Raw genomic sequence first — 22,021 nt, 5'->3', positions numbered from 1 at the left:
CTGGGAAGTTCGGGTCATGGCGGCTGACGCACAGCCGAGCGATGGTGACGGCAATAACACCACGGTTGGGCACAAAGTTCAATAGCAGACATGATGTCTATCATTGGCCGCGATGTGTGGACAGAAAAAGCGGTGACCGTGCGTGGTCACCGCTTCGGGGTTGGGTTACGCCAGGTCAGGCCGGTGGTTCATCCTCGAATCCCATGGCCCGGAACCGGCCGTGCAGCGACAGGGCGCGCAGCATCGCGGCGATATCCTCCAGCGGGATCGGCGGCGGGTCCGTCTCGAGCCACCACTGCAGGATCGCGGTCTGCTCGCCGACCCACGCCCGGGCCAGCACGTAGAGGTCCATCTTCGGTGTGACGCCGAGATTTTTCGCCCGCGCGGCGAAAGTGGCCGCGGCGACCGCGGTGCGGTCTTCGATGTAGCGCCGCAGTGCCCGGCCGTCGCCCTCGCCGCGCAGGATCACCCGGTAGGCGTCGCGCTCCTCGGCCGCGTGCCGGAACACCTCGAGTACGGGTTTGCCGGTGAAACCCACCTCGCCGGGGTCGGCCAGGGGTTCGAGGCGGCGGTTCAGATCCTCGATCAGGTCGGTGACGATCTGCTGCAGCAGATCGTCTTTGTCGGTGTAGTGGCTGTAGAACGTGGCTCGGCCCAGGTCGGCGCGGACGGTGATGTCTTCGACCGTGACGTTGGAGTAGCCACGTTCGAGTGTCAGGGAAACCAGAGCCTCGCGCAGCGCGCGGCGGCTGCGCCGGACGCGACGGTCTTCGGGCGGCACGGTTCGACCTCTCTCTCGGCGTGACTTGAAGAGTCAGCATAGCGGCCGTTGACACGGCGACAGTAAATAGACATCATGTCCAATATCAGTCACTGCGTCACATTTGGAGCCTGTCGATGAACCTGGGCGGTTATCTGACCCGAAGCGCCACTTTCTGGCCCGAGCGCGAGGCGCTCGTGTGCGGCGCGGCGCGATGGAATTACCGCAGGCTGGAGGCTGAAGCGAACCGATTGGCTTCGGCCCTGCTGCGCACCGGCATCGCGCCCGGGCAGGCCGTGGCCACTTTCGCCGCCAACTGCGGCGAACTGGTCGTGACCGAAATGGCGCTGTCCAAGGGCGGTTTCGTCCGGGTGCCGATCAACGCCCGGCTGGCGGGCGGGGAGCTGGCGCACGTGCTGCGTGACGCGGACGTGCGCGTTCTGTTCGTCGATACCGACCATGCCGCCGCCGCCCTCGCCGCCGTCGCCGCAGCCGGAATCGATTGCGCCGTCTTCGATTACGCCGGTGCGGCCGCAGACGCCGGAAACTACGGGAAGTTGCTCGACCAGGGCAGTGACAAGCCGATTTCCGTCGACGTCGATGAAAATCATCCGGCGGTCCTGAACTACACCTCGGGCTCGACCGGTTCGCTGAAAGCCGCGGTGCAGACCACCGGAAACCGGCTGGCCAATATGCGCAAACGGTTGATGAGCCCCGGCTCCGCGCCGCACCTGAACGAGCGCTACCTCGCTCCCGGGCCGATCACCCATGCCTCGGGGATGGTCTTGCTGGCGGTACTGTCGCGCGGCGGGGCGGTGGTGATCCTGCCCGCCTTCGAGACCGGAACCTTTCTCCGCACCATCGAAACCGAGCGCGTCACCGCCACTTTCGTGGTGCCGACGATGTTGAACATGCTGATGCAGCACCCGGCGATCACCGAGGTGGATCTGTCCAGCCTCACCTGTCTGGGTGTCGGCGGCGCGCCGGTGTCACCGCAACGGCTGCGGGACGCGGTGGCCGTTTTCGGGCCGATCGTCATGCAGGGCTACGGGCTCGGCGAGACCACCAGCGGCATCACCATTCTGACCGCCGAGGACGTGGTGCGCGGCATCGACTCCGATCCCGAGTTGCTCAGCTCCTGCGGCCGCCCGGTCTTCGACACCGAGGTTCGCGTTGTCGACGACGCCGGAATCCCGGTGCCCGCAGGGGAAATCGGCGAAATCGTCGCCCGCGGTCCGGATTGTGTGCGCGAGTACTGGCACGAACCGGAGCTGTCGGCGGAGACGTTCCGGGACGGGTGGGTGTACACCGGTGATGTCGGCTACTTCCGCCACGACGGCTATCTGTTCATCGTCGACCGCAAGAAGGACATGATCATCTCCGGTGGCTTCAATATCTATTGCAGCGAGGTCGAAGCCGTCCTCTACGAACATCCCGCGGTGGCCGAGGTCTGTGTGGTCGGCGTGCCCGACGAGCAGTGGGGCGAAGCGGTCAAGGCAGTGGTCGTGGCCCGCGCGGGCACCGACCCGAGCGAGTCGGAGCTGATCGAGCACTGCGCCGCCAGATTGGCTCGGATGAAGAAGCCGCAGTCGGTGGACTTCGTCGCCACGCTGCCGGTCAACCGCAACGGCAAACTCGATCGCCGCGCCGTGCGTGCCCCCTACTGGGCCGCCACCGCGCGCGGCGTCAACTGAAATCGGAGCCATCGCAATGCCTTTCACCCTCACTCCGAGCTATGCCGACAACCCGCGGCTACAGGATCTGGTCGAACGACTGCGCACCTACCTCGACACCGAGCTCGCCGAGTACGAGGCCGGACTCGGTCTCGCCCGCGAATCGCGCTACACCCGCCAGACATTGGAGCCGGTGTGGCGGCGCAGCCGCGAGCTCGGCTTCTACGGCATCCACCTGCCCGCCGAATATGGTGGCCACGGCTTGAGTTTCACCGAACTGGCCGCCCTGAAAGAAGAGATCGGCGCCTCCCCGCGCATTCTCGCGACCTCGGTGCTCGGAGACATGGGCGGACCGCTACGGGTCGGCTCGATCTTCGAGCATGCCACCCGCTACCAGCTGGAGAAATATCTGCTGCCGGTGTTGCGCGGCGAACGCGCCTGCTGCTTCTCGCTCACCGAACAGGACGCCGGTTCCGACGTGCGCGGCATTCGCACCACCGCGACCCCGGACGGCGACGGCTGGCGGCTCAACGGCCACAAAGTCTTCTCCAGTGCGGGACCCTTCGCCGACTTCTCGGTCCTGATCGCCCGCATGGCCGACACCGACACCTACTCCGCGTTCCTGGTAGACCTGGACGCGCCCGGATGCACAGTGGCAGAAGGGGATCTGCCGATGTCGGGGGAGCACATCGAAGCCGACATCCTGCTCGACGACTGCTACGTCGGACCCGAACAGCTGCTCGGTGAAATCGGTCAAGGTCTGCGCATCGGATTGGGCCGGGTCACGGTCAACCGGCTGCTGCACTGCCCGACCGCACTGGGCGGCGCGCGGCGTGCGCTGGCGTTGTCGGTGGACTACGCCAAGACTCGGATGGTCAACGGGGCGCCGCTGGGCATGCTGCAATCGATCCAGCATCGCCTGGCGGACATGGCGGCCGACTATTACGCCGCGCGATCGATGACCTACGACGCGCTGGCGGCACTCGATGCCGGTAGCCGGCCCCGAGTCGAGGCGTTCTTGTGCAAGTTGTTCGTCGCGGAGAAGGCGTTCGACATCGCCGACCACGCGGTCCAGATCCACGGCAAAGCCGGTGTGGTGCGCGGCGGCGAGATCGAATCCCTGTTCCAGCGACTGCGTATGTTCCGCATTCTGACCGGATCCTCGGAGATTCAGCGCAACGGCATCGCCCGCGAACTGCTCCTCGCTTGACCCTGTTTCGCCGACGATCAAGGAGGCCCGTGCCTGGGCCTTCGAAGGGATACCGACACGATGACACGAACGCTGCGCAACGACGACATCATTTGGGGCCGTGGGTTTCTCGATCCCGCCCACGTTCGCCACAACGCGACCGCGGTGCGCGAAACAGGACCCACCCGGGCGGTTTGGCGCGGCGCCGGCGACCCGCGGCCGTTGCCGAGTGCTCCGATCGATCTGTCCGACATCTCCCTCGCATGGACCCATGGCCGCACGGTCCCGCTGGCGACGGCGCTGGCGGAATCCGAGACCGACGCCCTGCTGGTCATGCACCGCGGCCGGAAAGTCTACGAGACATACCTGCACGGCTACCGGGCGCACGAACCGCATCTGAACGCCTCGGCGGCCAAGTCCTACCTCGGCTTGCTGGCAGCCCTGCTGGAAGACCAAGGCCTGCTCAACCGGGATTCGCCGGTCGCGCACTACGTCCCGGAGTTCGCCGGGACCGGCTACGGTGACGCTACGATCGACCAGCTCCTGCACATGAGCACCGACGTCCGTTTCGGCAATCGCCCCTACGATCGGGTGCTGGAGGCCCACCGCTATTGGGCGGTGGTGACGCCGTCGCTGCGGCCGCAGGGCTATCGCGGTCCCACCACTATCCTCGACCACCTCGCGACCGCCCGCGCCGCCGGCCCTTACGGCCGCGAATTCCGTTACGAGAACGGCAATGTCGAAGCGCTCGCGGAGGTGCTGCGCCGCATCACCGGAATCTCGACGGCCGAGCTGTTCAGCACGCTGCTGTGGTCGAAGATCGGCACCGCCGAGGACGGGTGCTACCTGCTCGATTCCGCGGGCACGGAGATGGCGTGCGGTGGTTTCGCCGCGACCGCCTCGGACGTCGCGAGGCTGGGGGAGATGTTGCGTTGCGGCGGCGCGGTCGGAGACCGGCAGATCGTTCCCGCCCGGGTGGTCGATGCGATCGGCCGAGTGTCCAGCGGCCCGGCGGCCCGGGTCCGGCTGCCCCGCGACAGTGCCGACGCACCTGCCTCGTTGAGCTATCGCGATTTCTGGTGGGTGCTCAACGACGGGTACGGCTCCTATATGGCCAGCGGAATCCATGGCCAGCGTCTGTTCATTTCCCCCGGAACCGACCTCGTGATCGTCCACTACGGCGCGCATATCCTCTCACCGTCCGCGCCGCAGCCGCCATTGGCCGGACTCTTCGCGCAGATCGCCGCGGTATTGATGGGCTCGGCAACACGCAACTGACGGCCGGCGCAATGGCTGGCGTGTCGGCCTGATCGCCACCGGCAGCCGGTGTTGAATTGTGCGGAGCCTGAAAAAAACGGCTGGCAGAACATCACGAAGCCATGGTGGATGATGTGAAAGGCCGGGACGGCATGGGTTACGCGAGTTATATCGAAACCGCGATCGCCGTCGGTTGTGTTGTGGCGATCGCATTACCCGGGCACACCGCCGCCGCACCGCCAGACCGAGACAGCGTGCTGCACGGACTCGGCCTCGAATCCTCCGGTACGCCCCCGCCCGCAGGTCTGACACCCGAAATCGAGAAATTGTGGCGCGGGGTGCAGCCCACTCCGTCAGGCGACCCATTCCTCGATACCTGGCCCGCTGCATCGACACACCGCGCGGCCGGTGAGGTGATCGGGCGACGGGACCTCACCACTGCCACCGCCATGCAACTGCCGATTCCGATCCGCGAAGCGGTCCAGGTGAGGTACGCCACCCGGGATTCGGCCGGTGCGCCCTCCTTCACGACAGCGACACTGCTGAAACCCGTCGACGATTGGCGCGGTGCGGGCGATCGCCCGGTGCTGGTCCACGCTCTGCCGATCAACTCGCTGGGCCTGCGGTGCGCGCCCGGTTATCGGACGGCGCACGGCGGCGGCGGCGAGATGGCGGGTTTCAACTGGATCCCACCGGTGACAGTAAAAGCACTCGCGCGCGGTTTCGCGGTCCTGGTACCGGACCACGAAGGCCCCAGAATGGCGTACGCCGAGCCTCGAGTGACCGGTCAGGCGTTGCTCGATGGCATTCGGGCCGCTCGCTCGGCGTTCGGGTCCGAATTCGATGACAGCCGTTACGCGCTGTTCGGCTATTCCGGTGGGGGACTGGCGGCTTATTCCGCGGCGATGCTCTTGGAGGAGTATGCGCCGGAACTGCGCTCGGTGATCGAGGGTGCGGCGCTGGGCGGGATCATGACCGACTTGCGTCGGGTCGCGGAATTGTTCGATGGCCGGGTGCAGTCCGGGATCCTGATGGCGGTCGTGCTCGCCTTCGCCCGTGAACACCCCGAAATCCTCACTGCGATGAACGATTTGGCGAAGTTCGGTGCGACCTCACCGCTCAAGGATGTGTGCGGTACCGAGGAAGCCTTGCTCGGCGCGGTGGGAATCCCGCTCGAACTCGCGTCCAAATATGAGAAACCCCTCGACAGCGCGCTCGCTGACAAGATTTTCCGCGCTACCGACCTTCGCGGCAGAAAGTCCGCATTCCCGTTGTATATCTTCCACGCGAAAAACGATCAATGGGTTCCCGCATCCGGCGCGACCGATCTGTATGCGGAACAGTGCGCGCTGGGCGTATCCGCGACTGTGCAGATCAGCCCGGGGGAGCACATCACCGGATCGCTGACCACCTTCCTCGGTGCGATGGGTTGGCTAGACGAGCGGCTACAGGGTGTCCCAGCCCCGAACGGATGTCCACGCCGCTGAGGTGCCGGCGGCGGGGTCGGTCTATTTGAACGATGGTACAAGTTGTACTATCGTTCAAGTATGTCGACGGAAAATTGCGTCTTGCCGCATGCCGGGAAGCCTGGTGCCGGAGCGCGGGAGTGGTTCGGCCTGGCACTGTTGGCGCTGCCGACCGTGCTGCTCGGGTTGGACGTCACGGTCCTGTACCTGGTGGCGCCGAGCATGGCCGCGGAGCTGAATCCCACTGCGGCACAGTCCTTGTGGATCATGGACGCCTACGGCTTCTTCATCGCCGGCTTCCTCATCACCATGGGCACACTGGGCGATCGAATCGGCAGGCGGCGTCTGCTGATGATCGGCGTCGCGGCATTCGCGGCCGTCTCGGTCGTCGCGGCATTCGCCCCGAGCGCCGAACTGCTGATCGCGGCACGGGCGTTGCTGGGCGTCGCCGGTGCCACGCTCATGCCCTCGACGCTGTCGCTGATCAGCAATATGTTCAGCGACCTACGCCAGCGGGCGGTAGCGATCGGTGTGTGGGCCACCATGTTCGCTCTCGGTATGGCGGCCGGTCCGATAGTCGGCGGCGCGCTGGTCGATCGATTCTGGTGGGGTGCCGCCTTCCTGCTCGCGGTGCCGGTGGCGATCGCCGTGCTGGCGGGCGCGCATAGGTTGCTGCCGGAATACTCGACGCCTGGTGCCGGCCGGCTCGACCCCCTCAGCGTCGCGCTGTCCTTGGCCGCCATCCTGCCGGTGGTCTACGCCGTGAAGCACTTCGCCACCCACGGGGCCGACGTATCGACGCTGCCGCTCGTACTGATCGGAGCGGGTTCCGGAATTGCCTTCGCGCGCAGGCAACTTCGGCTCGCCTCCCCGCTGCTGGATGTGACCTTGTTCGCCGATCGCGCCTTCTCCGCCGCCTTGACGGTTCTGCTGATCGGGCTGGTCGGCGTGGGCGGCACGATGTATCTCGTCACCCAGTACTTGCAGCTGGTCGAAGGGCTCTCCCCGGCGGTGGCCGGATTGTGGATGGGCCCACCGGCGCTGGCGATGTTCGCCGCCGCCATCGGCGCCCCCATCGTGGCCAGGAGCATCCGGCCGGGGACGGTCATGGCGGTCACGCAGGGCCTGTCCCTGGTCGGATACGCACTCCTCGCCACCGCGGACACCGGCAGCGCGGGGCGGACGGTGGCGGGATTCGCCTTCGTCTATCTGGGATTGGGAGCTATCGCCGCGCTGGGCACCGACATCGTCGTCGGCGCCGCTCCGGCCGCGAAGTCCGGATCGGCGGCGGCTTTGTCGGAAACCGTGCAGGAACTCGGGCTCGCCGTAGGAGTCGCCTTGCTGGGCAGCCTGACCGCCGCCAGCTACCGTGCACAGGTTCAGCCGCCCACCCAGGTGGCGCCCGAGGTCGCCGCCCGTGTCGCCGACAGCCTCGACGGCACCGTGGCTGTCGCCGCCCAACTCCCGCCGGAGACCGTGCACGGCGCGCGGGAAGCGTTCACCACCGGGATGAACATAGCCTCCATCACCGCGGGAGCCGCGATCGTGGTCGTTATCATTCTGTGCGTGGTTATGCTCAGGCACATTCGTCCCATCGGGGAAACCCGGCCGGGCTTGCCCGGACCTGAGGGTGCGTAAGGCTATGGGGGACAGCGAATCCACGGACGGGCGCAAAGCCCGAGGGCACAAACGCCGAGCCGAAATCATCGAGGCCACCTTGGCGGTCGTACAGCGGGACGGCGCGGCCGGTGTCACCCATCGCACCGTAGCCAAGGAAGCCGGTATACCGGTCAGCCTGAGCAACTACTACTTCGCCAGCCTCGACGACCTACTGGTCGCCGCCCTGACCAGCATCGCCGAGGCTTATACCGCGCGCATCCGCCACATCATCGACCACCGCGACGACAAACTTCGCGGCCTCGCTGAACTCATTGCCGAATCCGCGGGCCCCGGCCGAGACCGCGCCCTGGCCGAACGCGAACTCTCCACGCTTGCCGCCCGCCGCCCCGCTCTCCGTCCCGTCGCCCGCCGCTGGCGCGAAAGCGTCGCCGAACTCGCCCGGCACTGCACCGACGACCCTGATGCCGTAACCACTGTCGTCGCGACCTCCGACGGTCTGTGCGCCGCCATCCTGATCGACAATGCGCCCGCTGACGCCGACTACGTGCACGCCGTCTTGCGGCAAGCGCTCGGCGTGAAAAGCGAAGCGTGACAGGCACTCCCACCTCGGAGAACAACCTGCGCCGATCATCGGGCATGCGCCTATAGACGAAATTCGACAGCTGCCGTTCCGGAACCGGCATCGCTCCTATCGAGGTCTCGGCTTGGGCTCTGCGTCGGTGATGCACGCCACAAACTGACCGAATGAACTTTCTGGTCATTTAGTCTTCACGTATGAGTGATTCAAATGAAAAGCGGGTTCTGGTGGTCGGAATGGGTGTCAGCGGATTGGCCACGGCCGCCCGGCTACACCGGGCGGGATGGACGCCGGTTGTGGTCGAGCGGTCACCGAGCCGACGCTCCGGCGGCTACTTCGTGTTGCTGTTCGGGGCGGGACGAGCGGCCGCGCGCCGGCTGGGGATTCTCGATGCCATGCACGACCGCACCACGACGACACCGACCCTCGATCTCGACCGCCGCGGACGTATCCGCCCCGGCGTTTCGATGAGTGATCTGCCCGGTCAGCCGTGGATGATGCTGCGCGGCGACGCGGAAAGGGCCGCGTACTCGGTGCTTCCCGACGAGGTGGAGATCCGTTTCTCGACCGTGCCGACCTCGATCGAGCAGGACGGCGACGACGTATGGGTGACACTGCGCGACACCTCGGCAGATACCTCGGTGACCGAGCGATTCGACCTGGTCGTCGGCGCGGACGGAGTGCGATCGACCGTGCGCGCCTTGGTGTTCGGGCCGCACGACCGATACCTGAAGCGCCTGAACTACATGATCGCCGCGTTCCAATTCCCCGGCACACCCACCGATCTGGTGCCCACCCAAGGCGCGACCCTGTTCGAGCCGGGCCGCTCGATGTGGGTCTTTCCGTTCGCCGACCACGATCCGACGGTGCTGCTGACCTACCGCACCGACGATGTCGACGCCGAGTTCACCCAGCCCCCCGCCGACAGCGTTCGCGCTGCCTTCGGGCCCGCGCCGCTCAGCGGCGTCCTCGCCGAGGCGGTGGCCGCGCTGGAATCCGCCGACACCATGTTGTTCGATTCGGTCGAGCAGGTGCGGATGGACAGCTGGCATCGCGGCCGGGTGGTCCTGGTCGGAGACGCGGCGTGGTGCGTGAGCCTCTATGCCGGAATGGGCGTCTCGACTGGTTTCGCGGGCGCGGATCTGCTCGGCACCATGCTGGAGCGGCACCGCGATATCGAGACCGCACTCAGCGAATGGGAAGCCGCGCTGCGTCCCTATCTGACCCACTACCAGGACAAAGGCATCGATCAGCGCCGAATCTTCGTGATGGACAATCGGTTCCAGATCATGATGCGCCGCGCGCTGCCACTGTTGTCGCGGACCCGGCTCGGCAAGCGGATCGCCGACTGGGTGATGGACACCGCTGACATCATCGAATTCAAGAATGCCGATATTGTCGGCAAGGTACTGCGCGGACTTCCGCCGACCGGCCCACACGAGAGGATCACCGTTGCCTGATCTGCCCGAGCACAGTTCGCCCAAGGCCGCGCGTATTCTCGCCGCTGCGGGCGATCTGCTGCTCAGCGTCGGCAGTAAAGGGATGACGATCGCCGACGTGGCCCGGAAGGCGCACGTCGGCAAGGGCACCGTTTACCTGTATTGGAAGTCCAAGGAAGACCTTCTGCTGGGCGTGGTCGGGCGGGACTACATCGCCGTGGCCGACGAGATCATCGCCGCGGTCTCCGCCGATCCCGACCTGGCCCGCCCGTCCCGGCTGTGCCCCTTCCTGCTGCGTGTCATGGCGGGGCATCCGTATGCGAATGCCCTGATGGCCCGGGACGAGGAACTACTCGGCGTCATAGCGGCGGATCCAGCGATCACCCGGCTTTTCGACACCCTGGGGCCCGACGCCATGATGCATGACGTCCTGCCGATGTGGCGTGCCGATGGCATGGCGCGCACCGACTGGTCGGCGGCCGACCAGGCCTTCGCCCTGCAGGCGCTGACCACCGGATTTCTCGCGACCGCGGCCGACCGCTCGACCCGGTCCCTGGCAGTCGACCCCGAGACGGTATTCGCGGCCGCCGTCACCGCCCTGCTCGGCCCCGACGCCGCCACCGCCGAGCAGGTGCGGTCCACCGCGGAGAAGGGTCTACGTTCGCTCGCCGAGCGGCGCGCGGACGTGTGGAACCACATCAGTCCCGCCTGATCGACAGCCGGCTATTTGCTGACGTCGGTGCCGAAATATTCATCGGAAATCTTCGCCAGCGTACCGTCGGCGCGCAGGGCCGCCAATGCCTTGTCGACGTCGGTCATCAGCGCATCACCTTTGCGCGCGGCAAACGCCTGCAGGCTGGCGGCGCCGGTTTTGCCGGCGATCCGCACGCTGGTATCGCCGGTTTTCTTGGTGTATTCGGCGACCGCGAGGTTGTCGTTGACGGTGGCGTCGACGCGGCCGGCCTTCAGCAGCTGGATGGCCTGCACGAAGCCTTCCACCGCTTCGATTTTCGCGCCCGCATTCGTGGCGACCTTCGCCCAGGTCGTGGTCGGCGACTCCGCGCAGGTCTTGCCATTGAGGTCGGCGAGCGAGGCGATGTCGTTGTTGTCTGTCCGCGTGACAATCACACCCTCGGAGAAGGTGTAAGGCTGCGACAGCGCGTATTTGTCCTTGCGCTCGTCATTGACTGTCACCTGGTTGGCGATGAGGTCGAAGCGTTTCGACTCGAGTCCCGCGAAAATCGCGTCCCACGGAATCTGCACGAACTCGACCTTCTTGCCGAGCTTTTCGGCGACCGCCTGGACTACCTCGATGTCGAAGCCGGTGAGTTCGCCGTCGGAGCCCTGATAGCTGAAGGGCGCGTAAACGCCTTCGGTGCCGATCTTCAACACGTTGGGGTCGGCACTGCCACAGGCACTGAGCCCGGTAGCGGCGAGGACGGTGAGCATGACGGCGGCGACCAGGTTGTGACGCACGGGTTCCCTCTCTTCGGTGTGCGGACAGCAAATACGTCCGCGCACCACGCAAACGACTCAGGCAACTCCGAGGCGATCTGTCAGACAATATCCCCCATCGTGCGCGCCGAGTGCCGCTACGCCGAACGCGATGCCTCGGCCGGTCAAACGCCGCAACGCACTGCGGCCGACCATTGCACCGGATCCGATGAATACGCCGATGTGGTTTGCGACCTCGACCGCCGGGTAGATCTGCGACGACTCGCATGCCCGTGCTGGAGGAGGACCGATGCCACGCTCACTTGCCGCTCAAACGGAAACCGACCTCGGCGGCGCATTGAGTGTCTTGACGCTGCAGCGTCGCGACCACCAGCGGCTGGAACTGCTCTTGGACCGGGTCGAGTCCAGCAGCGGTAGTGAGCGCGGTGCCGCGCTGACCGCGCTGTGCCGGCTGGTCTTCCCGCACGCGTTCGCGGAGGAGGCGGTGTTGTGGCCGCTGGTTCGCCGGACGCTGCCCGACGGCGCGGAGCTGACGTTGCGGGTGGAACAGGAACACCAGGAGATCAACGAGCTGTTCACCGAACTCGAAGTGACCGACCCCGGCAGTCTCGAGCATATGCGGCTGTTCGAGCGCATTGCCGAACTGCTCCGGCAGGACGCGCGCGACGAGGAGGATGTCCTGCTGCCGAAGCTGCAGGAGGCGCTGGACCCGCGCGCGTTGCGCCGGGCCGGTGTGCTGTGGCTGGCGGTCCGGTACACCGCGCCCACCCGACCGCACCCCACCGTCGCCCGCCGGCCACCGGGAAACGCACTGGCCGCGCTGCCGCTGACGGGGCTGGACCGATCGCGGGATCGGCTCGACCAGGCTTCGCGCCGAGCGCCGGCGCCGTTGGCCGCCGGATGCCGTGGCGCCAGCCGTGCTCTCGCGACGGTGGCCGGGGCGGTCGAACACCTGCCCCCGCTGCGCCGCGGCGAAAACCCCACGACAAGGACCTGATATCTCCGACGGACCTGGAAGGGAATTCCATGAGTTACATCGATAAAGCCAAGGAACAGCTGACGGATCTGGTGGGCAAGGTCATCGACTCCGGCAGCGGCGGGGGCGCGCAAACCGTCACCATCAGCCGCCCGCGGGCCGAGGTTGAACAATTCTGGCGGGATCCGGAGAAGTTGTCGCAGGTGCTCGGGGAACTCGCCGAGGTCCGTTCGACCGAACCCATGCGTTACGAATGGGTTCTGCACCGCGCGGACGAGGAACCGATCACCTGGGACACCACTCTGGAGACGGAGCCGGACGGTCTGCGTTTCGTGCGGGCCGCCGGTAACGGTGATCCAGCCGAGCCGGCGGAAATCCGGGTGACGTTCCGGGACGCGCCGCGCGAGCTCGGTACCGAGGTGACCCTGCGGGTGAAGTCGCCGGTACCCGATTTGCTCACCGGCGCCGCGACTTTCAAGGCGCTCTACCGGGCCCGCGCACTGCTGCAAACCGGCGAGGTGCCCACTCTTGCCCACAATCCGAGCGCGCGTGCGGCCGCGCACTGACCTAGGAGAGACGACACATGCGTGCACTCTGTTGGAACGGTGTCAACGACCTGGCGGTGGAAACCGTGGACGACCCGTCACTGCTCAATCCGCACGACGTCATCGTGCGGGTCGGGCTGACCACCACCTGTGGCTCCGACCTGCACTTCATCGACGGCTATCTGCCCGGTATGCGTGCGGGCGACGTCTTCGGGCACGAGTTCATGGGCGAGATCGTCGAAGTGGGCCGCGAGGTCACCACGCGCAAAGTCGGTGACCGCGTGGTGGTTCCGTCGTTCATCGGCTGCGGGTCCTGCTGGTTCTGTCAGCATGAATTGTGGTCGGCGTGTGACACCACGAACCCGAATGCCGAACTGCAACAGCCGGTCTTCGGATACCCGACCGGCGGGATCTACGGGTACACCCACCCGTTCGGCGGCTATCAGGGATCGCACGCGCAGTATGTGCGCGTGCCGTTCGGTGACGTCAACTGCTTCGCCATTCCCGAAGGCATCAGCGACGAGCAGGCCCTGTTCCTCTCCGACGCCGTGCCGACCGGCCTGATGGGCGCGGACTTCTGCGACATCGCGCCCGGTGACACGGTCGCCGTATGGGGCAGCGGTGGCGTGGGACTCATGGCCGGGCACACCGCCCGCCTGCTCGGGGCGGGTCAGGTCATCGTCATCGATCGCTTCCCGGAACGACTGGCGCTGGCGCGCAAGCAGTTCGGCGCCGAGACCATCGATTACACCGCGGTCGACAGCGTGCCCGAGGCGCTGCGCGAAATGACCGGCGGCCGCGGGCCGGACGCCTGCATCGAGGCGGTCGGCATGGAAGCGCACGGCACCGGAATACAGCAGATCTATGACCGCGCGAAGCAATTGCTGCGATTGGAGACCGACCGCGCGACGCCGCTACGCGAGGCGATCATCGCCTGCCGCAAAGGCGGAGTGGTGTCGGTACTGGGCATCTACGGGTTGACCGACAAGTTCCCGATGGGTGTGGTGACCAACAAGGGTTTGACGATCCGGTCCTCCCAGCAGCACGGTCAGCGATACGTGCCGCGGATGTTCGACTACATCCAGCAGGGCGACCTCGACCCGTCGTATCTCATCACCCATGACCTGCCGCTGGAAGACGCGGTGCGCGGCTACGACATTTTCAAGAACAAGCGGGAAGGTTGCATCCGGGCGGTATTCCGCCCATGAACGAGAACCAGCGCCGCCTGGGCGGTTACGCGGCGACGATGACGCTCTACGCGATTGTCGTCGTCGCCGTCGCACTCTGGGGCAGGCTGACCGATCGGCACCTCCCGCGAGACATGACGGTGCGGGAGTTGATCACCACCGCGGCAGCCGCCCACAAACTTTCCCGCACGGTGACCAAAGCCGCTGTCACCAGACCCGTGCGAGCCCCGTTCACCGAGGAGACCGGCGCCGGTGGTCCCGGCGAAGTCATAGAGCGGCCGAAGAGTGCGGCCGGCATCCAGCACAGCTTCGGCGAATTACTCAGCTGCCCTTTCTGTTTCGACGTCTGGGCGGTCACCGCTCTCACCGTCGGGCACGTCTTCGCGCCCCGGGCGACCCGCCTGGTGGCCGACGGGATGGCGGCCCTGGCCGGCGCCGACTTCCTGCACCTCGCGTACGCGAAAGCACAACAGCTGGCCGAAGGTTAGTTCGAGGGTTCGGCCCGCAACGGAGGTGTTCATGTACGACCAGTTCACGGTGGCCGAGGATCGGCCCGTCTCGCCGGCGCATTCGCGCATCGCATTCGCCGACAACCTGTTGCGGGCCGCGACTCCACCGGAACGCATCGCCGAGGTGGTCGGGGAGATCGTCGGCGACCACCTGGAAACCGGCCCGATCGCGGTCGGCCCGGGTGGGTTCTGCTCCGTGATCGCCGCCGGCCGGACCGAGCGCGTGCAGGTCCTGCCGTCGGAAACGGACTGCTGCGAGATGGCGGTGCTGGTGCCGCTCACATTACGGATTCAGGCGGGCCTGGGTGGGATCTCCGCCCAGTACCTCGCCGCGGCCTGTGTGCGGACGCGGGTCACGCTCGTGCCCGACGCGCCGTGTGCGCTGGTGATTCGGCATCGGCTGATCACCCGGGCGGATGTGTCCACGAAGGTGCACGCGCAGAACGTGATCGCTCGCCTCGCCGAGCCCTTCGCGCGTTTGGACTACCTGGTCGCCGATCAGGTGGTCGACTACGTCAACACCTTGGTGACCAGCCCGCGGGTGCGCGAGTTGAGCCGCATCGACGTTGCCGAACTCATCGAACGGGCCTGGGACACCGGTCTGGTCACGGGCCGCGCGGTCGGCTATCCGTGAAGGTGGTGATCACGGGGGCGAGCGGCAATGTCGGTACGGCACTGTTGAATACGGTGCGCGCGGAGGGGTGGGAGGTGGTGGGAATCGCCCGTCGCCCACCCGCGGCGGACCGCGAGCCCTACACCGGAGTCCGCTGGATTCAGTGCGACATCGGTGACCCGTCGGCCCTCCCGGTGCTGACCAGCGCGTGCACCGGGGCCGACGTGGTCGTCCATCTGGCGTGGGCGATCCACCCGCGAACCGGAGATCCGCCCCCGGACCGGACGAATCGCCTCGGCACGGCCCAGGTGCTGCACGCTGCCGCGGCCAGCGGGGTAGCGCATCTGATATGCGCCTCGTCGGTGGCGGCCTACACACCCACCGCACGGTGGCGACGAGTCGACGAGCAGTGGCCGCGGTCCGGCATCGCGACCAGCGCCTACAGCAGCGGAAAGGTCGTCCTCGAGCAGCAACTCGATGCGTTCGCCCGCGCGCATCCCGCGATACGCCTCGCCCGGATCCGTCCCTGTGCCGTCACGCAGGGTGCCGCTGCTGCCGAGCTCGCCGACTGGCTCCTGAGCCGCTGGCTGCCGCGTGCGGTCATCGGTCATCGCCTTCTGCCGGTGCCGCTGTGGCGGGATTTCCGGTTACAGCTGGTGCACGCCGAAGATGTGGCTGCCGCGATCCGGCTGATCATTCGCGAAAAAGCGACGGGGGCTTTCGATCTCGCCGCGGAACCGGTCCTTTCGGCGCCCATGCTCGCCACCATCTTCGGCGGATTCCGGCTGCCCGTGCCGCGGCCCCTGTTGACCGCCGCCGCATGGGCAAGCTGGCGGCTGGGCTTGCAACCGTTGCACCACGGCTGGCTCGACCTGGCCGACCAGGCGTGCCTGATCGAAACAGGCCGGGCCCGCCGGGAACTCGGCTGGTCACCGAAGCACGACGCCATTGCCGTGGCCGCCGAACTGGCCACCGGGTTACGTATGCGTCAGCATGGCGACAGTCCGGTGCTCGCTCCGCCGCGAGCGCCGTTTCGCGTCGGATCTCCGACGCACCAGAGCCAGGCCGCTGCCGAATCCGAATGAAAACGGTTCCTGCGCAACGCCGAACTCGCTCGGCCCCAGGCGATTACGTCAAGAGGCCCCGCACTGGATATACACGGTGCGGGGCCTCTTCAGATCACTGTGCGGGTTCTCAGCAGTTGCTGGGCGCCGGTTCGCCGCGGAAGCGGGCATCGATCCAGTTGATCGCGGCCGGTGCGCCGAGTACCGCGGTGCTGAGGTGGTCGGGGCTGGGGAACAGCTCCGACAGCACGGGCAGACCCGCCGCGCAGTAGCGCGCCACGGTGTTGTCGATGGAATCGACGGGGATCAGCGCGTCCTGCGGAGCGTGCCACTCGTAGACCGGCGCCATCGGGGTGCCGTCGTAGAGTTCCAGGCTGTTCGCTTCCACCACCTGCCGCGCGTTCGAATCCTCGATCAGCGACGTGGATTTGGCGACGTCCATGACGCCGCGGCCGGCGCCGGCCATCAGGATGTCGTTGGTGCAGCCGTTGGCGATGCTGGCGCGGACGGCGAGCCCGGCCGGGCTCATGTGCTCACTGATCGGCAGTTGCCGCGGGTATTCGCGTTCGAGGCCGATCGCCGCGGCGAGCGCCAGTCCGAAGACCGGGTGACGCTGGTACCCCAGCTCTTCGATCATCTTCACCAGGTTCATCGGCACACCGCCCTCCGCTGCCCCGACAATCCGCAGCTCCGGGGCGTATTCGCGCTGCAAGGCGGCCGCCCACCCGGTGGCCATCCCGCCACCGGAGTACCCGAGCATCGCGACGGGGCTGGTGTCGAGCCCGAGTTCGGAGACGCGTTGCGCGGCGCGAATGCCGTCGAGAGTGATCAGGCCGCCGAGGCGGGCGGCGCCGTAAGCGGCGTTCGGGCCGAGATGATCGGGCAGCGCGATGGACCAGCCGCGCAGTAGGAGGGCGTTGAGGACGGGCGCCTCCTTGACGAACAGATTCGGGTCAGTGGTGTAAAGCACATGGGAGACAGCGCATTGGGTGCCCAAGCCGTTGATGATGTGCTGATAGGACAGCAGGGGCGCCCCGGCCTGGTGGTTCATCGGGGTCAGCACCGTCGTCGTGGCCGCGATCGGCTCACCGGTGGAGTTGGTCGACCGGAACTTGATCAGTGTGACGCGGGCACCGGGGAACGACAGGAGCGGCGGCATCGGACGGGTTGCCAGCACATCGCCGGGTGCCGCGGACTCGAGGTCCGCCGGCGCGGAATAGAACGGATCGGGGTCCGGCGTCGGATAGAGCGGCTCAGCAGTAGCGGTCGCGGAAGCCAGCGCGAGCGCGGTGACCGCACCCAGCGCAGCTAGTGAGAGGAACGGTGCCGACAAGGAGCGACGAACGACGGACATGAGCACGATACGTAAACCCTCCAAGACTCGCGTGATTGCCCGGACTTTGCCGTCCGAGTATTGCCTGGTTGGGAAGCTGCCAGACCAGGACACGCCGACGCCGCCGGCGAACAGTGCGCGAGCATTTGAGTTCAGGAACGGCGGGCCGCCCCGAGGGCTAGCCGCTCGCCAGCTGGGTGCGCATGTCGATCAGGTGGTGGCGCAGTTCGTGCAGAGTGTGCACGGCGAGCCAGCGCAGCGACCGCTCTTCTCGCGCGGGGAAGTTGTAGATCAGGGTGCGCTCCCAGTCTTCGTCCGCGAGGCGGTCGAGCACATTGGCGAACAACTGCGCGGCGTCCCTGATCTGCCTGCCGACATCGGCAGGCTGTTGGTCCGCGTACCCGTCGTGCTCGACACGTTCGTCGCGACCCATCGGGGTGGCTTCCGGGGTGTCCCACCGGCGGGCCGCCAGGGCACGTTCCCGTTGCACCAACAGCACGTCGCGCATATGGCACGCGTATTCGAGCGGGGACCACACCTGCGGTTCCGTTCGTTGCCGCAACTTCGGCGAGTCGGTGCCCAGCAGGTCGGCGAATTCGGCAGCGTGGTCTCTGGTCTGGGCCGCCACCTCGATCGCACCGGACAGGTCGTAGACGAAACCACAGTGCGCACAGGTATCCACGCAGCGGGAGACTAGCAAAGGACGCGGGTGCCCAGCTACGTATTCGCCGCAGTGGCAACGGGTATCAGGCAAGCGGGTCCGAACAATGCTTTGAGATCTCCGAACAGTGCCGGAGTCTTGTGCACCCGGAATCTCGGGTCTATCGCCAGCTGTGTCGTCTTGTTCCCGACCAGTGCGATGCGCACTTCGGTGGACCCGGGGTGCCGCTGCAAGACCTCCCGAAGGGCTTCGACATTGGGACGGGTGCACGCGTGCACGGGGAGGGTGAGGGTGATCGGGGCGGAGGATGGTCCGTTCTCGCCCAGGCCGGGTGTGGAGATCTCGGTCGCGAGGATCGACGTGCGGCCCTCGCGGATGGTGACAGTCGCGGTGACGAGCAAGATGGAGTCCTCGGTGAGCGTGTGCTGGTACTGACTGTAGGTCGAGGAGAAGACCAGGATCTCGGTGGCGGCGTCGAGGTCGGCGATCTCGACGATGGCCCAGGGCTCGCCCTTCTTGCTGACGCGGCGATCGACCGCCGCGACGATGCCGCCGAGGGTGATCCGCTGGCCATGGCGGACCTTTCCGGCGTGCACGGCCGCGATCGAGGTGTCGGTGCGCGAGGTGAGCGCCGCCGCAACGCCTTCCAGCGGATGACCGGACACGTACAGCCCCAGCATTTCCCGTTCGAGCGCGAGCTTGTGCTTGGTGTCCCACTCCTCGTCGGGCACCTCGACGGTGAACACAGAGCTGATCGATTCGTCCCCGCCGAAAAGATCGAACTGGCCCATCGCCTCGGCCTTCTTGGTGCTCATCGCCGCATCTATCGCTTCGGCGTGCACCAGCAGCAAACCCTTGCGGGGATGGCCCAGCGAATCGAATCCCCCTGCCTTGATGAGGGATTCGGTGACTTTCTTCGAGCACGCCTGAGCGTCGACCTTGGCCAGGTAGTCGGAGAAATCGGTGAACTTCCCCTGCTTCGCGCGGGCGGTGATGATCGCCGACACCACAGTGGCCCCTACGTTGCGCACCGCGCCCAGACCGAAGCGGATATCGCCCCCGACCGAGGCGAAGTCGGCGCGGGAGGCGTTGACGTCCGGTGGCAGCACGGTGATGCCCCGCTTGCGGCAGTCTGCCAGATAGACCGCCGACTTGTCCTTGTCGTCACCGACGGAGGTGAGCAGGCCGGCCATGTACTCGGCCGGATAGTTCGCCTTGAGGTATGCGGTCCAGTACATGACCAGGCTGTAGCCGGCGGCGTGCGACTTGTTGTACGCGTAGCCGGCGAACGGCAAGACGGCCTCCCACAGTGCGGTGACCGCGTCCTCGCTGTAACCGTTGCCGCGCATGCCTTTTCGGAAGTTCGCGAACTCGGCGGCCAGCACTTCCGGCTTCTTCTTGCCCATGGCCCGACGGAGCAGGTCGGCCTGACCGAGCGAGTAACCGGCCACCCGCTGCGCGATCTGCATGATCTGCTCCTGGTAGACGATCAGCGCGTATGTCTCGCCCAAGATGGCGCGCAGCGGTTCGTCGAGCTCCGGGTGGATCGGCGTGACAGCCTCGCGGCCGTTCTTGCGGTCCGCGTATGCCCAGTGCGCGCCGACCCCCATCGGACCGGGACGGTAGAGGGCGTTCGAGGCAATGAGGTCGTTGAACTCGGTCGGTGCCATACGGAGCAGCAACTCGCGCATGCCCGCTGAATCCAGTTGGAAGACGCCGAGATTGTCGCCGCGGGCAAGCATCGCGTAGGTAGCGTCGTCATCCAACGCGAGGGCGTCGAGATCGAGGTCGATGCCGCGGTTGGCTTTGATGTTTTCCAGGGCGTCACCGATGACGGTGAGGTTGCGCAGGCCGAGGAAGTCCATTTTGAGCAGGCCGATGGCCTCGCAGGACGGGTAGTCCCAGCCGGTGATGATGGCGCCGTCCTGGGCGCGTTTCCACAGTGGGATGGCGTCCATGAGCGGTTCGGAGGACATGATGACCGCGCAGGCGTGCACGCCGGCGTTGCGGATCAGCCCTTCCAGGCCGCGGGCGGTTTCGTAGATCTTGGCGACATCGGGGTTGGCGGCGATGAGTTCGCGGACCTCGGCGGCTTCTTTGTACCGCTCGTGGTCGGGGTCGGTGATGCCCGCGACCGAGATGTCTTTGGCCATGATCGGCGGGGGCAGTGCTTTGGAGATCTGGTCGGCGATGGCGAATCCGGGTTGGCCGAACAGTACGCGTGCGGAGTCTTTGATCGCGGCTTTGGTTTTGATGGTGCCGAAGGTGATGACCTGGGCGACTCGGTCGCTGCCCCATTTCTCGGTGGCGTAGCGGACCATTTCACCGCGGCGGCGGTCGTCGAAGTCGATATCGATATCAGGCATCGAAACACGCTCGGGGTTGAGAAACCGTTCGAACAGCAGGCCGTGCGGGATCGGGTCGATATTGGTGATGCCGAGCGCGTAGGCCACCAGCGAACCCGCGGCCGAACCACGCCCGGGGCCGACGCGGATACCGACCTCGCGTGCGTGGTCGATGAGGTCACCTACGACGAGAAAGTACGCGGGGAAACCCATCTCACAGATGACGTCGATCTCGTATTCGGCGCGCCGGACGTAGTCTTCGGACGCACCGTCCGGGAAGCGCCGGTCGAGACCGCGCATGACCTCCTTGTGCAGCCAGGTCGCTTGGGTCTCACCGTCCGGCACCGGGAAGAGCGGCATCCGGTCGCGGTGTTTCCACACCTCGTCGTAGGACTGGACGCGTTCGCCGATGAGCACCGTGTTGTCGCACGCGCCGGGCACCTCGGCATCCCAGATCGCCCGCATCTCCTCGGCGGACTTCAGGTAATAGCCGTCACCGTCGAACTTGAACCGGGTCGGATCCGAAAGGGTCTTGCCGGTCTGAATACACAGCAGCGCCTCATGATTGGTCGACTGATCCTTGGTGACGTAATGACAGTCATTGGTCGCCAACGGCGGAATATCGAGCTGCTTACTGATATTCAGCAACCCCTCCCGCACCCGCCGCTCGATCGACAGACCATGATCCATCACCTCGAGAAAGAAATTCTCCTTACCGAAAATCTCCTGCCACTTCGCCGCCGCCTCCAACGCCTCGCGATCATGACCCAGACGCAACCGCGTCTGCACCTCACCCGACGGACACCCCGTGGTCGCGATGATGCCCTCGGCATACTGGGCGATGATCTCCTCGTCCATACGCGCCCACTTACCGAGCTGACCCTCGATCGAAGCGAGCGAAGACAGCTTGAACAAGTTGCGCAAACCGGTCGCGTTCTCCGCGACCATCGTCATGTGCGTGTACGCGCCCGAACCCGAGACGTCATCGCCCTTCTGGCTCGGATCGCCCCACAGCACACGCTTGGTGTCGAACCGCGACGCCGGCGCGATGTAGGCCTCGATACCGATGATCGGCGTGATGCCGTGCTTCTTCGCGGAGTTGTAGAACTCCGAAGCGCCGTACATGTTTCCGTGGTCGGTCATGCCGACCGCCGTCATCCCCAGCCGTTTCGCCTCCGTGAACAGCGGAGAAATCTTGGCGGCACCGTCGAGCATGGAGTACTCGGTGTGATTGTGCAGATGCACGAAGGACGAACGACTCATGATCAGACCACCCGCTCCATCTTCGGTTGTCGAGCGCCGCTTCCGCGCTCGGCGATTTCCGGGGTATATGACCAGCTAGACTCCGGTCC

19 protein-coding genes are annotated in these 22,021 nt (G+C 66.3%); 14 read left to right on the top strand and 5 right to left on the bottom strand.

Annotated elements, in window-relative coordinates; genetic code table 11:
- Positions 1–175: 175 nt before the first annotated feature.
- Positions 176–781, bottom strand: a complete 606-nt coding sequence (locus BJ987_RS26535; protein WP_209895266.1) for a TetR/AcrR family transcriptional regulator — start codon at positions 779–781, stop codon at positions 176–178.
- A 116-nt stretch (positions 782–897) separates the two neighbouring features.
- Between BJ987_RS26535 and BJ987_RS26530 the strand changes: the two genes are divergently transcribed.
- From BJ987_RS26530 to BJ987_RS26495, 8 genes are all read left to right on the top strand, one after another.
- On the top strand, positions 898–2,454 hold the full coding sequence (locus BJ987_RS26530) for an AMP-binding protein (protein WP_209895264.1): 1,557 nt from the start codon (positions 898–900) through the stop codon (positions 2,452–2,454).
- Positions 2,455–2,470: 16 nt separating this feature from the next.
- Entirely contained in the window at positions 2,471–3,643 is a 1,173-nt protein-coding gene (locus BJ987_RS26525) for an acyl-CoA dehydrogenase family protein (RefSeq protein WP_209895262.1), read from the top strand.
- 60 nt (positions 3,644–3,703) lie between these two features.
- Positions 3,704–4,900, top strand: coding sequence for a serine hydrolase domain-containing protein (locus BJ987_RS26520; RefSeq protein WP_209895260.1), 1,197 nt, complete (start codon positions 3,704–3,706; stop codon positions 4,898–4,900).
- Between the two features lie 101 nt (positions 4,901–5,001).
- Entirely contained in the window at positions 5,002–6,366 is a 1,365-nt protein-coding gene (locus BJ987_RS26515) for a lipase family protein (RefSeq protein ID WP_209895258.1), read from the top strand.
- 60 nt (positions 6,367–6,426) lie between these two features.
- Positions 6,427–7,983, top strand: coding sequence for an MFS transporter (locus tag BJ987_RS26510; protein WP_209895256.1), 1,557 nt, complete (start codon positions 6,427–6,429; stop codon positions 7,981–7,983).
- A 4-nt stretch (positions 7,984–7,987) separates the two neighbouring features.
- Positions 7,988–8,557 (top strand): TetR/AcrR family transcriptional regulator, encoded by a 570-nt coding sequence (locus tag BJ987_RS26505; RefSeq protein ID WP_209895253.1) that lies wholly within the window; start codon positions 7,988–7,990, stop codon positions 8,555–8,557.
- Positions 8,558–8,739: 182 nt separating this feature from the next.
- The gene (locus BJ987_RS26500; protein WP_245366135.1) at positions 8,740–10,002 is read left to right on the top strand and encodes an FAD-dependent monooxygenase; all 1,263 of its coding nucleotides are present in this window, start codon (positions 8,740–8,742) and stop codon (positions 10,000–10,002) included.
- Complete coding sequence (locus tag BJ987_RS26495; RefSeq protein WP_209895251.1) at positions 9,995–10,693, top strand: TetR/AcrR family transcriptional regulator; 699 nt, start codon at positions 9,995–9,997, stop codon at positions 10,691–10,693. Before BJ987_RS26500 ends, BJ987_RS26495 begins: the two co-directional genes overlap by 8 nt.
- An 11-nt stretch (positions 10,694–10,704) precedes the next feature.
- On the opposite strand, the gene BJ987_RS26490 is transcribed toward BJ987_RS26495, so the two are convergent.
- Positions 10,705–11,505 carry an amino acid ABC transporter substrate-binding protein gene (locus BJ987_RS26490; protein ID WP_307869767.1) on the bottom strand — a complete coding sequence of 267 codons (801 nt, stop codon included), beginning with the start codon at positions 11,503–11,505 and terminating at the stop codon, positions 10,705–10,707.
- A 220-nt stretch (positions 11,506–11,725) separates the two neighbouring features.
- Between BJ987_RS26490 and BJ987_RS26485 the strand changes: the two genes are divergently transcribed.
- The 6 genes from BJ987_RS26485 to BJ987_RS26460 are packed head-to-tail and all read left to right on the top strand — an operon-like array spanning position 11,726 to position 16,351.
- Entirely contained in the window at positions 11,726–12,433 is a 708-nt protein-coding gene (locus tag BJ987_RS26485) for a hemerythrin domain-containing protein (protein WP_209895249.1), read from the top strand.
- 29 nt (positions 12,434–12,462) lie between these two features.
- Positions 12,463–12,978 (top strand): SRPBCC family protein, encoded by a 516-nt coding sequence (locus BJ987_RS26480; protein ID WP_209895247.1) that lies wholly within the window; start codon positions 12,463–12,465, stop codon positions 12,976–12,978.
- A 17-nt stretch (positions 12,979–12,995) separates the two neighbouring features.
- Positions 12,996–14,165, top strand: a complete 1,170-nt coding sequence (locus tag BJ987_RS26475; protein ID WP_209895244.1) for a zinc-dependent alcohol dehydrogenase — start codon at positions 12,996–12,998, stop codon at positions 14,163–14,165.
- On the top strand, positions 14,162–14,632 hold the full coding sequence (locus BJ987_RS26470; RefSeq protein WP_209895242.1) for a DUF1360 domain-containing protein: 471 nt from the start codon (positions 14,162–14,164) through the stop codon (positions 14,630–14,632). Before BJ987_RS26475 ends, BJ987_RS26470 begins: the two co-directional genes overlap by 4 nt.
- A 31-nt stretch (positions 14,633–14,663) precedes the next feature.
- Complete coding sequence (locus BJ987_RS26465) at positions 14,664–15,287, top strand: hypothetical protein (protein WP_209895241.1); 624 nt, start codon at positions 14,664–14,666, stop codon at positions 15,285–15,287.
- Entirely contained in the window at positions 15,284–16,351 is a 1,068-nt protein-coding gene (locus tag BJ987_RS26460; RefSeq protein WP_209895238.1) for an NAD-dependent epimerase/dehydratase family protein, read from the top strand. The genes BJ987_RS26465 and BJ987_RS26460 overlap by 4 nt, the downstream gene beginning before the upstream one ends.
- A gap of 109 nt (positions 16,352–16,460) precedes the next feature.
- Here BJ987_RS26460 and BJ987_RS26455 read toward each other — a convergent pair whose 3' ends face one another.
- From BJ987_RS26455 to dnaE, 3 genes are all read right to left on the bottom strand, one after another.
- The gene (locus tag BJ987_RS26455) at positions 16,461–17,684 is read right to left on the bottom strand and encodes a lipase family protein (protein WP_209895236.1); all 1,224 of its coding nucleotides are present in this window, start codon (positions 17,682–17,684) and stop codon (positions 16,461–16,463) included.
- A gap of 157 nt (positions 17,685–17,841) precedes the next feature.
- Positions 17,842–18,345 carry a DinB family protein gene (locus BJ987_RS26450; RefSeq protein WP_372446891.1) on the bottom strand — a complete coding sequence of 168 codons (504 nt, stop codon included), beginning with the start codon at positions 18,343–18,345 and terminating at the stop codon, positions 17,842–17,844.
- 35 nt (positions 18,346–18,380) lie between these two features.
- Positions 18,381–21,932 (bottom strand): DNA polymerase III subunit alpha, encoded by a 3,552-nt coding sequence (gene dnaE / locus BJ987_RS26445; protein ID WP_209895232.1) that lies wholly within the window; start codon positions 21,930–21,932, stop codon positions 18,381–18,383.
- Between the last annotated feature and the right edge of the window lie 89 nt (positions 21,933–22,021).

It is taken from the genome of Nocardia goodfellowii, from assembly GCF_017875645.1.
Taxonomy (GTDB): domain Bacteria; phylum Actinomycetota; class Actinomycetes; order Mycobacteriales; family Mycobacteriaceae; genus Nocardia; species Nocardia goodfellowii.
The sequence above is the reverse complement of the archived record's forward strand: the minus strand, read 5'-3'. Positions and strand labels throughout refer to the sequence as shown.

Bases quoted from the DNA above. Each gene is read 5' to 3' on its own strand.
- BJ987_RS26455 (WP_209895236.1), bottom strand. From the start codon at position 17,684: ATGTCCGTCGTTCGTCGCTCCTTGTCGGCACCGTTCCTCTCACTAGCT.
- BJ987_RS26525 (WP_209895262.1), top strand. From the start codon at position 2,471: ATGCCTTTCACCCTCACTCCGAGCTATGCCGACAACCCGCGGCTACAG.
- BJ987_RS26465 (WP_209895241.1), top strand. From the start codon at position 14,664: ATGTACGACCAGTTCACGGTGGCCGAGGATCGGCCCGTCTCGCCGGCG.
- BJ987_RS26520 (WP_209895260.1), top strand. From the start codon at position 3,704: ATGACACGAACGCTGCGCAACGACGACATCATTTGGGGCCGTGGGTTT.
- BJ987_RS26500 (WP_245366135.1), top strand. From the start codon at position 8,740: ATGAGTGATTCAAATGAAAAGCGGGTTCTGGTGGTCGGAATGGGTGTC.
- BJ987_RS26515 (WP_209895258.1), top strand. From the start codon at position 5,002: ATGGTGGATGATGTGAAAGGCCGGGACGGCATGGGTTACGCGAGTTAT.
- dnaE (WP_209895232.1), bottom strand. From the start codon at position 21,932: ATGAGTCGTTCGTCCTTCGTGCATCTGCACAATCACACCGAGTACTCC.
- BJ987_RS26475 (WP_209895244.1), top strand. From the start codon at position 12,996: ATGCGTGCACTCTGTTGGAACGGTGTCAACGACCTGGCGGTGGAAACC.
- BJ987_RS26505 (WP_209895253.1), top strand. From the start codon at position 7,988: ATGGGGGACAGCGAATCCACGGACGGGCGCAAAGCCCGAGGGCACAAA.
- BJ987_RS26485 (WP_209895249.1), top strand. From the start codon at position 11,726: ATGCCACGCTCACTTGCCGCTCAAACGGAAACCGACCTCGGCGGCGCA.
- BJ987_RS26510 (WP_209895256.1), top strand. From the start codon at position 6,427: ATGTCGACGGAAAATTGCGTCTTGCCGCATGCCGGGAAGCCTGGTGCC.
- BJ987_RS26480 (WP_209895247.1), top strand. From the start codon at position 12,463: ATGAGTTACATCGATAAAGCCAAGGAACAGCTGACGGATCTGGTGGGC.
- BJ987_RS26470 (WP_209895242.1), top strand. From the start codon at position 14,162: ATGAACGAGAACCAGCGCCGCCTGGGCGGTTACGCGGCGACGATGACG.
- BJ987_RS26530 (WP_209895264.1), top strand. From the start codon at position 898: ATGAACCTGGGCGGTTATCTGACCCGAAGCGCCACTTTCTGGCCCGAG.